The 13,008-nt window shown below is 53.5% G+C and carries 8 protein-coding genes; 7 read left to right on the top strand and 1 reads right to left on the bottom strand.

Going from position 1 to position 13,008, the window contains the following annotated elements:
• Window positions 1-60 precede the first annotated feature (60 nt).
• The 7 genes from SH668x_RS13270 to SH668x_RS13240 all read left to right on the top strand — a co-directional run bounded on the left by SH668x_RS13270 (window position 61) and on the right by SH668x_RS13240 (window position 9,382).
• The gene (locus SH668x_RS13270) at window positions 61-1,143 is read left to right on the top strand and encodes a hypothetical protein (RefSeq protein WP_437185543.1); all 1,083 of its coding nucleotides are present in this window, start codon (window positions 61-63) and stop codon (window positions 1,141-1,143) included.
• Between the two features lie 60 nt (window positions 1,144-1,203).
• Window positions 1,204-2,889 carry an ATP-binding protein gene (locus tag SH668x_RS13265; RefSeq protein ID WP_437185542.1) on the top strand — a complete coding sequence of 562 codons (1,686 nt, stop codon included), beginning with the start codon at window positions 1,204-1,206 and terminating at the stop codon, window positions 2,887-2,889.
• Between the two features lie 15 nt (window positions 2,890-2,904).
• Entirely contained in the window at window positions 2,905-4,056 is a 1,152-nt protein-coding gene (locus SH668x_RS13260) for a 3-keto-disaccharide hydrolase (RefSeq protein WP_437185541.1), read from the top strand.
• Between the two features lie 267 nt (window positions 4,057-4,323).
• Window positions 4,324-5,277 carry a sugar phosphate isomerase/epimerase family protein gene (locus SH668x_RS13255; RefSeq protein ID WP_437188553.1) on the top strand — a complete coding sequence of 318 codons (954 nt, stop codon included), beginning with the start codon at window positions 4,324-4,326 and terminating at the stop codon, window positions 5,275-5,277.
• A 154-nt stretch (window positions 5,278-5,431) separates the two neighbouring features.
• Complete coding sequence (locus SH668x_RS13250) at window positions 5,432-6,394, top strand: ROK family protein (RefSeq protein ID WP_437185540.1); 963 nt, start codon at window positions 5,432-5,434, stop codon at window positions 6,392-6,394.
• 111 nt (window positions 6,395-6,505) lie between these two features.
• Entirely contained in the window at window positions 6,506-7,855 is a 1,350-nt protein-coding gene (locus SH668x_RS13245) for an enolase C-terminal domain-like protein (protein ID WP_437185539.1), read from the top strand.
• A gap of 180 nt (window positions 7,856-8,035) precedes the next feature.
• The gene (locus SH668x_RS13240; RefSeq protein WP_437185538.1) at window positions 8,036-9,382 is read left to right on the top strand and encodes a Gfo/Idh/MocA family protein; all 1,347 of its coding nucleotides are present in this window, start codon (window positions 8,036-8,038) and stop codon (window positions 9,380-9,382) included.
• A gap of 286 nt (window positions 9,383-9,668) precedes the next feature.
• On the opposite strand, the gene SH668x_RS13235 is transcribed toward SH668x_RS13240, so the two are convergent.
• Window positions 9,669-12,692 (bottom strand): vitamin B12-dependent ribonucleotide reductase, encoded by a 3,024-nt coding sequence (locus tag SH668x_RS13235; protein WP_437185537.1) that lies wholly within the window; start codon window positions 12,690-12,692, stop codon window positions 9,669-9,671.
• Window positions 12,693-13,008 lie beyond the last annotated feature (316 nt).

Genomic DNA, 13,008 nt, shown 5'->3' with positions numbered 1-13,008 from the left:
GATCGAGCTTTGGCTTTCCTAACGATCATCTTCGGTCTTTAGAAACGGTAGAGCGCGGACATGGATTTCTATAAGGAATGGCTCGGAATTCCCGAAGGACCACGGCCGCCGGATCACTACGAACTGCTTCGCGTGAAGCGATTTGAAGACGATAGCGAAAAAATACGCGCGCACTATAAGAAGCTGAACGCGCACGTTCGAAAATACGCGACAGGTCAGTATTCCGTTCAGTCTCAGGATCTGTTGAACGAGATGGCGAAAGCCATGTTGTGCCTGACTGACCTGGACCGTAAACGTGACTATGACGAGTCGCTGGGACGAGAGATTCCGCCACAGCTAGACCGTTTTGGTCGCATGCCACTGCTGGACGTGCTCGTCCGGCAGAACGACATCACCCGGGAACAAGCTCGGGAAGCAACCGAATTTGGAGACCGTCGCGGACTCTCTCACCGCGATTCAGTCGTTCAGATGAAGTTTGTGTCGGCTGAAAAAGCGGCTCAGGCACTGGCGATGCAGTTAGGGTTTTCCTACGTCGATCTCGAAGACATGCTTCCGGAAGACGATGCGCTCGACATGGTCCCGCGGCAGCTGGTGAAACAGCACTCCTTCATTCCTTTGTTCGTCGATGACGGGGAACTGCTGATCGCGAGTGTTGATCAGATTGAACATGAGCTGGAAGAGGAACTTCGGCTCCGGTTCGAGGCACCCGTTCGAACTGTCATTGCAGCCCCACGAGCGGTTAGCCAGGCGATCGCGAAGTATTACGCTCCTGGAGCACGGGACGAAGCGAAAGTCTCAACCTCCACGAAACAGACCGGAAAATCGTCTTCAGGCAAGATGGCAGCGAAGTCGTCCGGAAAAGCGGGTTCCGGTGGCAATGTGAAGGCCGTAGCCTCGAAGAGTCAACCCGGAAAGAGCCTTTCGTTTGCTGAACTTCCACTCGAAGAGCAGCAGAAGCGGAAGAGTCTGGGCATGATTTTCATGTGCTGGTCGGTGATCGTTCCGATGTTGCCGCAGATCCTGAAGACCGTCAGTCCAGCACTTGGTGCCCAGGTCCCGATCAGCTTTTGGACGAACGTGGTCATCGCCGTTCTGATTGGAGCAGGCGTGAGTGGCTGGGTGACTCAGAAATACTGGAAGTGATCGTGGAGAGTGACTCGCTGACTGACCTGTTCAGAGATTGAGAATCTAAGTGAGGGACTGGTGAGTGACGCAGCGTTGTTGGTGATTCAAGGTCCCGAGCAAGGGCGTAAGTACGACCTGGTTCCGGAGCCAATGCATCTGGGACGTGGTGGTCAGAACGAAATCCGTATTCTAGATACGGAAGTCTCTCGCAAGCACGCCCTGATCGAATTCAATCAGGGACGCTGGCAACTCACAGATCTTAACAGTTCCAATGGAACGTACCTCAACGGGCAGTCCGTGACGACAGCCCGAGTGAATGCTGGCGATCAGATTCAGATTGGTCGCACAGTTTTAGTCTTCTCGCAGGATGTGCAGACCGTTTCGCGGAAGGCGGTCGACCGCATCAATCTCGTCGCGAAAAATGCGGTCGATGATCATTCCCGGATTGTTGGTCAGGCCCATGCAACCGACCAACTCAACTTCGGAGGGTGGTCGCAGGATGGAGCAAACCTGCAGATATTATACGCTATCACCGAAGAAGTGGTTCGACCCACGACGTCGTTGGATGACCTCCTGAAGCGAATTCTGGATCTGACTCTGGAAGCTGTTGGAGCGGATCGCGGCTGCATGCTGGTCGCCAATTCGAAAAACGAGAAGATCGAACCTCGAGTTGTCAGCCATCGAGTCGGGGTAAACGTCGATGAACGCATGCCCATTTCGACAAGCATCGTCGAGCATGTGATCCACAATGGAAAAGGGGTTCGCACTTCTGACGCTCAACATGATAGTCGCTTCGACTCCGGCCAAAGTATCGTCAAGGCGGGGATACGCGAAGCGATGTGCGTTCCGATGCGAGGTCGTTATGAACTGATGGGTGTGATCTACGTCGATACGACGCGATCGTCGCTGGCCACGCAATCGCAGCAGGATTCCAGCAGATTCAGCGATCAACTCCTGCGACTGCTTCTTGCAATCGCACGTCAATCGGCTCTTGCCATCGAAAACTCCCGTTTTCAGGAGGCACTTGTCACATCTGAGCGACTGGCAGCAGTCGGTCAAACTGTGGCTGTCATGAGCCACCACATCAAGAACATTCTGCAAGGTCTTCGTGGCGGGGGATACCTCATCGACACCGGCTTAAAGCAGAACAACGATGAGATGGTACGAAGCGGCTGGGGAGTCGTTGATCGGAATCAGGAGCGAATTTACAACCTTGTGATGGACATGCTGACGTTCAGCAAAGAACGTGAACCGCAGATGAGCATGTCCCGAATTCAGGCCGTGCTCAACGATGTGACCGAACTGATGAAGCCTCGATTCGACGCTGCCGGAATCGAATTGTCGGTCAAAGAAGTCTCGCATATCCCGAAATGCCAGTTTGATCCGGAGGGGTTGCATCGGGCGATTCTGAACCTGCTTACAAATGCGATTGATGCACTTGAAGGTCGGGAGCATCCACTTCTGCAGATTCGCAGCGGGATCGACCGGAACCGTGATCATGTCTGGGTCGAGATTGAAGACAACGGCATCGGTATTGAAGAGGGCGAACTGTCGCGACTGTTTCAGTTGTTCGAGTCCAGTAAAGGGCTCAAAGGGACCGGACTCGGATTGGCGGTCAGTCAGAAAATCCTTCAGGAACATGGCGGGACGATTGCGGTGCGAACCAAAGCGGATGTCGGAACCTGTTTCCGACTGGAGTGGCCCTTCATTATTGACGAAGGCGAAAGTGCTGACGGCGTCAACGTATTACCTGACTTGAAATGAAAGTAAGTGAAACGCATGGTGCCCCGTCTGTCGAAAACGTTACTTCTTCTCCTTGTCGCTGGACTGGTGCTCAATTTGGAAGGGGCTGCGGTTCTATGTGCAGCGGATGAGAAGGTCGCTACTCATCTGGATCGCGATACTGCGGGGCTTGATTACCAGTTACAAGGGGAGTTTCGCGGGTTTCAGCGGTTCATGAACTCTGAACGGAGCAGTACTGCTGTTGCCTTGCAGGTGGTTGCTTTAGGAGACGGGAACTTCGAGGCTGTTAAGTTCTACACCGGTCTCCCAGGCGAGAAACCGGGGAAGGGGGACCGGTTTGAGTACTCGGGGAAGGTCGTTGGAGATGTGCTCCGGCTGTGGCGCCACGGCGATTTGATCGAGATTGATGGAAAATCGGCGACACTTTGGAATTCTGAAGGAGTCAGATACGGAGAACTTCAGAAAGTCGATCGTTCGAGTCCAACGTTGGGGGCGCTTCCTCCCGCGGGAGCGATCGTGCTGTTCGATGGAAGCTCCACTCAACATTTCGTCGGTGGGAAGATCACTCCAGAGGGGGTCCTCCGTGAAGGTGCGACGACGAAAGATGCTTATGGAGATTGTCGGATACATCTCGAATTCCTGCTTCCCTTCAAGCCATTGGCACGCGGGCAGGATCGCGGAAACAGTGGCCTGTACATTCAAGGACGCTATGAGCTGCAAATGCTCGATTCGTTCGGGCTCAAAGGGGAATTCAACGAATGCGGTTCCCTGTATCGGATCAAGTCGCCGGATGTGAATATGTGCTATCCACCTCTTGTCTGGCAATCTTATGACGTCGATTTCAAGATGCCGAAATTTGACGAAAAAGGTCAGAAGATTGCGGATGCCCGGTTCAGCGTCTGGCAGAACGGCGTGCTGATTCAGAACGACGTCGCACTTAAAAGTAAGACTGGGGCTGGACTGGCTGAAGGGCCAGAAATCCTCCCGACAAAGATTCAGGATCATGCCAATCCGGTTCTGTTCCGCAACATCTGGCTCGTCCCGGGTTCCGATGAGAACTCCACGCCAGCCACCTGGGTTCAGCTCCCATTAAAGGGGCCACCGGTTCCTTACGCAGCCAGCGTTCCGCCGCTATGGGTGCAGATGAATTCCGTCGGGAATGTGTCATTCGGTCCCCGATTCGAGTGACACATTTCAGTTGTCTTTGATGTGGTGGCAGTCACATCTCACTGTAAACGCTCTTTTCAGAACGTCCGCGCTCTTCCAATTGACAATTCAGCGTTGATGAGGGATTGTGCAGTTGACCGTGATTTCGGTAAGTCAGCCAGTACGACGATTTATGATCAAAGGACCACTGGCCGTTTCACAGCGCATTCATTGCCCTGTAGAGGGCGGGAATTTGTGAAATCTGACTTGCCCGAAGAGTTTCTGATCAGATGAGAGATGCAGGAAATGATGAATCGACGCGATTTCTTTCGACAGAGTGGACTTGGTTTGGCGTCCTTAGGGTTGCTAGCTGGTGCTGGGACGAGCGTTCCGGGATTGTTCACACAGGCGGTGAATGCAGCCCAGCCGGGTTCGCTTTACAAGATCTCGCTGGCCCAGTGGTCTTTGCATCGAGCATTTTTCGGCTCATCTGACCTGAAGCTGGACAACCTCGAATTTGCTGCGTTTACCAAGAAAGAGTTCGGTATTGACGCTGTCGAGTACGTCAACCAGTTCTTCAAGGAAAAGGCTGAAGACGTTGATTACCTCACTGAGATGCGCAACCGTGCGGAAGACGTCGGCGTCACGAGCTTGCTGATCATGGTGGACGGTGAAGGGCATCTGGGGGATCCGGACGAAGCAGCACGAATCAAGACTGTAGAGAATCACACCAAGTGGCTCGACGCAGCCGCGTTTCTCGGATGTCATTCTATTCGAGTCAATGCAGCAAGCTCAGGATCACGTGAGCAGCAGGTGGAACTGGCCGCCGATGGGCTGACTCGTCTATCCAAGTTGGCAGCGGAACGCGGCCTGAATGTTCTGGTCGAGAACCATGGTGGGATCTCCTCAGACGGTTCCTGGCTCTCAGAGGTGATGCGCAAAGTCAATCTGTCAAATTGTGGGACGTTGCCTGATTTTGGCAATTTCCGGATCTCTGATACGGAAACGTACGACCGTTACAAAGGTGTCGAAGAATTGATGCCGTTCGCGAAGGCCGTCAGTGCGAAGTCACACGAATTCGATGCTGATGGTAATGAAACCGGAACCGATTACTCCCGCATGATGAAGATCGTTCTCGATGCAGGTTATCGCGGTTACGTTGGGATTGAATTCGAAGGAGGAGGAGTCAGCGAAGTGGAAGGGATCCACCTGACCAAGAAACTCCTGGTAAAAGTTCGTGAGCAGCTGGCAGCCGCTTACTAAGGTTGGAGTTGAATTTGGCGGTTTTCAATTCGCGGTGGGTAGCTATTTGACTGCTCACCGCGAATTGTGATGTTGTTCAATCGAGGGCAGGTTTTCAACAGGTAGTAAAAGGTTTCCAAGCAGATTCTCGACTCGACGTGTTCAAAGGAAAGCAATGTCTGAATTGTTCCTTGGTGTTGATGTGGGCGGGACCACGATCAAGTTTGCTGTCGGTGATTACGACGGCAAGCTGGTGAGAGAGGAAAGCCTGCCCACTGAGTCTCACGAAGCGCCTGAGAAGGTTCTCAAGAGAATATGCGATCGAATTTTGACCCTGTCCAAGGAAACCGGGGCCCAGCTGAAGACAATTGGGATGGGCTTTCCCGGAATGGTGGATGTTCACCAGGGATTCACTCGATACCTGCCGAATATGACAACTCACTGGATCAATGTTCCGGTCGGCAAGATCATCAATCAGCAAATTGGAAGTGAAGTCCTGCTTCTTAACGATGTCCGTATGGCAACGTATGGTGAATTGGTTTACGGGCACGGTCGCAGCGTCGACAACATGATGTTCATGGCGGTTGGCACCGGTGTCGGAGGCGGAATCGTCATCGACGGGAAGTTGCGACTCGGCCCATTGGGGGCCGCAGGTGAGTTAGGACATCAGACCGTCGATCCAAATGGTCCGCTGTGTGGCTGTGGGAACTACGGGTGTCTGGAGACACTCGCCAGTGGGACAGCGCTGGCCTCCGAGGGAATCCGCCTGATGAAGATGGGAATGGCTCCCGCACTTCATGAGCTTGTGGATGGCGACCCCGGGCGTGTGACCGCCGAAGTGATAGGCGATGTCGCCGAGAAAGATACTGCTGTCAAGGACGCGATACTCAAAGCTGCTTCCTATTTGGCGGTCGGGGTGATCAACGTCGTCGTCATGATCCATCCAGAATTGGTTGTCATCGGTGGAGGAGTCGCCAATCTGGGCGAATTGCTGCTCCAACGCATGCGGGATGATCTTCGCTCACACGTCGGAAGACTCTTCCCTGTGGACAACATCCTTGTTGAAAAATCACAGCTCGGGAGTAAAGCTGGGGTGATGGGGGCGATCGCATTGTCTTCACGAGGATTGCCCAAATAGCGATTCTGTAGAAGTTACCGAAATCGCAGTTGCAACGAAGATTCGTCTGTTTTTAGAATCCGGCATGTTCGTTCTCTCGAAACCCTACCGCCGTCCAACATCACTGGTGTCATGAACAGGTCGTCCGACGTACGTATTAAGCAAGCTCTCATCACGCTCGAGGAGTTCCCGATTAGAACTCCCCTCAATCTCGGAGGGAGGGTGATCGAAAAGCAGCAATTAATAAACGTGCAAGTCACTCTTGAGCAGCGAGACAGGAAACACGCCTTCGGCCTGGGAAGTATGCCAATCGCCCCGTCCTGGGCTTGGCCATCGGAAACCGTGACGGCCGATCAGGCGATGAAGACGATGGCGGATTTTGCAGAGCGCGTCGTCGGATTGGCTGATAGTCTGGATGATTACGCTCACCCGGTTGATCTGATCTATACGATTTCAGCGGAGTACGATCATCTCGGAAAAGTGGTCTCTCGTGATCACAAGTTGGCGGAGCCTGTTCCGCCGTTGGCTCAACATGTGGCAGCGAGCGCTCTGGACGCTGCTCTGCATGACGGCTTCGGCAAAGTGAACGGGAAGAACAGCTACGATACATTGTCATCGAAATTCATGGACAATGATCTCGCGTATTACCTGGATGACAAGTTCGCGGGTGAGTACCTCGATCAGTACACGCTGCGCACTTCAAAAGAGTCTGTGCCGCTCTACCATCTCGTGGGGGCTCTCGATCCGCTGACGTCTGCGGATGTCGTGAACCCGTTGAAAGACGGTCTGCCTGGCACACTCAATGAGTGGATCGCGGCGGAAGGGCTGACCCATTTCAAAATCTCGCTGAGTGGGCAGGATTTGGATGCAGATCTGCAGCGTGTTCTCAGCGTTGATCAGGTGTGTGCGGAGGCTCATCGTTGCACTGATGTCACGAACTGGGTATTCGGGCTCGATTTCAATGAGAATTGCGAAACAGAAGAGTACGTAGTCACGCTATTAAACAAGCTTCGTGAGGCTTCAGCCCAGTTGTTCGATCGTATTCAGTTCATCGAACAACCTACTCCTCGCAACATTCAGGCGAATCCTCAGTCGGTTCAGCGCATCGCGGATTTGAAGCCAGTAGTGATTGATGAAGCGCTCGTCGACTACGACTCATTGCTGGAAGCTCGACAACTCGGATATTCGGGCGTCACCATTAAATCGTGTCACGGTCATACCGAAGCATTGTTCGCCGCTGCTGCAGCACAAAAGTTCGGAATGTTCATGATTGTTCAGGATCTCGTGAGTCCTGGATTTTCATACCTGCACTCAGCATCGCTTGCAGCCAGAATTCCAGGTGTTGTGGGATTGGAAGCGAACGCTCGTCAATATTGCCCGGCGGGGAACAAGGTCTGGGCTCGCGATCTGCCGCAGATGTTCGATGTGAAGAACGGGCAGATTGCAACCGGGTGTTTGAACGGCCTCGGACTCGGTTTCTAAATAGAATTCGAATTTGAGCATGTAACTGACATGAATCGAGTCCCTGCTGAAGGGACTCGATTTTTTATTGGTTGTCCTCATTGCTGCATTCAAGAGCTTCGTGTTCTCACTTCGCTTCGCACGTGATATCATCGATGCGGAAGAAGATATCCATCTCATTTGCACCGGAGTTCCAATAGAATGAAACAATTCAAGACGAGCCGAAGACAATTTCTTCAAGGATCCATCGCTGCAGGGGCGGGCATATTCGCTGCTCCAGCGATGCTGAAGGCTCAATCGGCAAATCAGAAATTGAATGTTGCCTTCATCGGCGTCGGCGGGCGAGGGGGCGGAAATCTTGGCGAAATCGCAGCGAATCCCAACGTGCACGTCGTTGCGCTCTGCGACGTCAATAAGCAGAATCTGAAGGGAGCCGCTGCGAACTATCCGCACGCCAGAACCTATGTCGACTTCCGCGAACTCTACACAAAGCTGGACGACATCGATGCTGTTGTCGTGAGCACGTCAGAACATACCCACGCGTTTGCGACGATGCCAGCACTGAAAGCTGGGAAGCACGTTTACTGCGAGAAGCCACTTACACATAACGTCTACGAATCACGCGCGATTCAGAAGGCGGCCGAGAAAGCCAATGTCGCGACTCAGATGGGAACCCAGATTCACGGATTCCCGAACTACCGCCGCGTCGTTGAGTTGATTCAGAGTGGAGCGATTGGTCCCGTTCGAGAAGCTCACGTCTGGGTATCTCGAGCGTGGGGGCTGCAATCTGAAGATGATGCGAAGGCCGGTGGCGACATCGTGTTCGCACAGGATCGCCCAACTGAAGTGATGACTCCGCCAGAGTTTCTCGATTGGGATCTGTGGCTCGGACCTGCTCCAGAGCGTCCATATCACGATGTCTACTTCCCCGGTCCGAAATGGTACCGTTGGTGGGACTTCGGCAGCGGCACCATGTCTGACCTCGGAAGCCATTGGAATGACCTGCCGTTCTGGGCGTTGAATCTCGACGCTCCAAAAACAATTGAAGCCTTTGGGCCTCCAGCTCATCCTGAACTTGCACCCGCGACGATGTCAGCGAAGTACGAGTACGGACCACGTGGAGACATGCCGGCATGTACGCTCACCTGGTATCAGGGACACATGAAGCCGCAAATCTGGATCGACAATAAGATTCCACAATGGGGGAGTGGTGTCCTGTTCATCGGTGATGACGGCATGTTGCTCGCCGACTATGGAAACCACGTACTTCTTCCAGAAGAGAAATTTGCGAACTTCAAGCGACCTGAACCGTTCATCCCAGATTCGCCAGGGCAACATGCGGAATGGATTAACGCATGTCTGAACGGAACTCCGACCGGCAGTCCGTTCTCTTACGCCGGTCCTCTGACTGAGGCGAATCACCTTGGAAACGTGGCCTACCGCGTTGGCAAGAAAATCGTCTGGGACGCCGAGAAGATGGTCGCAGTCGATTGTCCAGAAGCTGACATGTTCCTGAAGCGAACGCCACGCGCTGGTTGGTCGCTGTAGGGAAGTTCCCAGTCTGGAGTTTCTGCTCCGTTGCAACTGAGTGGTCATACTCAAAATTTCAGTCAGGCTCGTCATCATGAAGAACGGTGACGGGCCTGATTGCATTCTCTGCCCGCTGTAATGGGATCTATCACCCATCCGGACGCACAGTTTCAAGGATGCGCAGCCAGCTTCGCAACCAGCAGTGTCGTGAGCATACAAAACGAAAACGCCGAGCCTCCCTTGAGAAGCTCGGCGTTCTTGGTTTTTCATTCTCAACCATGTGGGGGGGGGAGAAATGTCCGCTCTAGCTGCAGCCCATACTTTGTCCGCAGTTATGGCATAGGTAGCAGTTGCCGTTTCTCACGGTAATTGCACCGCAGCCATCACAGGCGGGGGCATCGCTCTGGAAGTGGGCGAACTGCTCACTTCGTGTGTTCAGGGAGAGCAGCTCATCGTGACCCGATGTCGGTTTGGCGGCTGGCTTGTGGCCATTGCCGTGACCGTTGCTGTGCCCATTCCCGTTGCCATTGCGATGGCCATCTTCGTGTGCAGTGTCAGACTTTTTTGATGAGTCAGTGTAAAGACGATTAACGACCTCAGGCCGATTGTCCTTGGCACTGGTCACCCTCTTCGCTTCTTGCGAAGAGGGATTGCTAAAATTTGAGGAGCTCTCTGAGTCACTCGATTCTGAATCGTCTCGCTTTGGCGTATTCGCTTCGCGGTAACCATCGATGAAAGTGATCCCCAACCATCGGAAGATGTAGTCGACAAGACTCTTGGCGACCGGGATATCCGGGTTGGTTGTCCATCCACTCGGCTCAAAGCGAGCGTGGCTGAATTTCTTCACCATCGCGTCCAAAGGAACGCCGTATTGCAGGGCGAGAGACGTTTCGGTACCGATGACGTCCATCAGTCCACCGATCGTCGATCCTTCTTTCGCCATCGTGATGAAGAGTTCCCCTGGGTGGCCGTCTTCGAAGAGCCCGACTGTCAGGTATCCTTCGTGACCACCGACTGAGAACTTGTGGGTGAGCGAGTGCCGGGTATCTGGCAGACGACGACGGACAAGAGTTGTCACTTCGGCAACAGCAGCTGAACCCGACTTGCGATCCCCTTCCTTCTTGGTCGCAAGAGGCTGGCTTTGCTTGGAACCGTCGCGGTAAATCGCGAGGGCCTTCAGGCCGAGTCGCCAACCTTCGATGTAAGCTTCTTCAATGTCTTCGATGGTCGAATCGGAAGGCATGTTGACTGTCTTGGAAATCGCACCCGAGAGGAACGGCTGGGCCGCTGCCATCATGCTGACGTGAGCTTTCCAGTGAATTGTGCGGCTGCCATTCGCAGCTTTGAATGCACAGTCGAACACTGCCAGATGCTCGTCCTTGAGTCCGGGAGCCCCTTCGATTGTCTCGCGAGTCTCAAGGTGCTCGAGAATCGCCTTGATCTGCTGCTCGTCATAACCCAAGGTTTTGAGGGAGTGAGGAACAGTTCGGTTGATGATCTTCAGCATCCCGCCGCCAGCGAGTTGCTTGTACTTGATCAGTGCAATGTCCGGCTCAATTCCGGTGGTATCGCAGTCCATCATGAATGCGATGGTTCCGGTTGGAGCCAGCACGGTTGCCTGAGCATTCCGATATCCATAGCGACGTCCAGATTGCAGACATTCGTTCCAGACCTGTCGGGCAGCGTCGCGAAGGTAAGCAGGGCAGGCCATGCTGATCTTCTCGACTGCATCGCGGTGCATCTGCATCACTTCGAGCATGGATTGCTCATTCGCACGATAACCGGCAAATGGACCCATGTTCGCAGCAATCTGGCTGCTCGTCAGGTAGCCCTGACCGTTCAGGAGTGCTGTCAATGCCCCTGCGATTCCACGGCCAGCATCGCTGTCGTAAGGAATTCCCATTGTCATGAGCAAGCTGCCGAGGTTCGCAAATCCCAATCCCAATGGGCGGTACTTGTGGGAATTCTCGGCAATTTTGGGTGTTGGGTAGCTGGCGTGGTCGACCAGAATTTCCTGAGCTGTCAGGAAGATCGCACAAGCGCGGCGATACCGCTCGATATCGAGTGTTCCGTCTTCTCGCAGCATCTTCTTCAAGTTGATGCTCGACAGATTACAGGCTGTGTCGTCGAGGAACATGTATTCCGAACACGGATTACTCGCGTTAATCGGACCGCTGTTCTTGCAGGTGTGCCAGTTGTTAATCGTGGTGTCGTACTGGACGCCTGGATCGCCGCACTGCCATGTTCCCTTGGCCATCTCGCGGATGATTTCACGGGCCTTGTAGGTTGGTCCCGACTTGCTGGGATCGGTGACCCAGCGAGTGGTCCAATCTGCATCTGCTTCCAGAGCGCGCATGAACTCGTCCGAAAGGCGGACCGAGAGGTTCGCATTCTGGAACATGATCGAGGAGTACGCTTCGCCATTGAAGTTGGAGTCATACTCACCGCTTGCGATGAGAGTATGAGCTTTCTTCTCTTCTTTGGTTTTGCACTGAATGAAGTCCATGATGTCCGGATGCCAGTCTTTCAGGGACTGCATCTTGGCAGCACGGCGGGTCTTTCCACCCGACTTCACGACAGCAGCGATCTGGTCGTAAACCCGCATGAACGAGAGCGGACCTGATGGAGTTCCCCCACCAGAGAGCTTTTCGCGAGAGCTACGAATCGTCGACAGGTCGGTTCCTGTTCCCGAGCCGAACTTGAAGAGCATTGCTTCTGATGTTGCAAGCTCCATGATTCCTTCCATCGTGTCGTCGACGGATTGAATGAAGCAGGCACTCGCTTGCGGGTATTCGTAAGGCGTCGCAGGACGTTCAATCTTTTTGGTCTTGGGATTGTAGTGGTAGTTCCCTTGAGACCCTTTGATTCCGTACTGAGTGTGCAATCCAACGTTGAACCAAACCGGCGAGTTGAATGCTCCGTGCTGGTGCAGGCACAGCCAGGCCAGTTCACGGTAGAAGTTTTCGCCATCTTCAGGTGTTTCGAAGTAGCCGTCTTCTGTTCCCCAGTCGGCGATTGTGCGGGCGACGCGATAAATCACCTGCTGAACACTCGTTTCGCGTTCGGCAGTGTTTGGCTCGCCATAGAAGTATTTGGACACGACCACGTTCGTCGCGAGTGGTGACCAGTTCTTGGGAATCTGGCAGTCAGTCTGTTCGAAGAGGACTTTGCCCACTTCGTCTTTAATCTGAGCTGTGCGTGGCTCCCACTCCACGGTGTCGAATGGATCAATTCCAACCGGGCAGAAGTATGGGTCAACGTGCAATGGGGAGGCGGCTACGGACCCGGAAGAAATCTGATTCAATGCAATTCCCTTTGAAGTGTGCATCGTGCACGGCTCCTGATGACTTTATTCATCCATTCTTTCAAACACTGTCGAGGAAGAGTTCCCACAAACTCATGCTGACATCGGCGACAGCGTTCCTCCAATCAAGCTCGACGTGGCACCTCTCAACGTCCAATACACAGCGCGCAGCAGCATCCACGAAAGGGGAATTTCATGGACGATTGAATCAGAAGTTCAAAACGAAAATTCGTATTGATAGAAAGATCGAATTCGCAGCTGAATTCGATGTGTTTGCACAATTGGTTGTGTTTGCGTCTGGTGTTGTCGCTAGATGTGGTGACGACTTGATTCAGCGACT

Source organism: Planctomicrobium mucosum, from assembly GCF_051466335.1.
In the GTDB taxonomy this organism is placed as follows: Bacteria; Planctomycetota; Planctomycetia; order Planctomycetales; family Planctomycetaceae; genus Planctomicrobium.
This window is presented reverse-complemented; position numbering and strand designations above follow the sequence as displayed.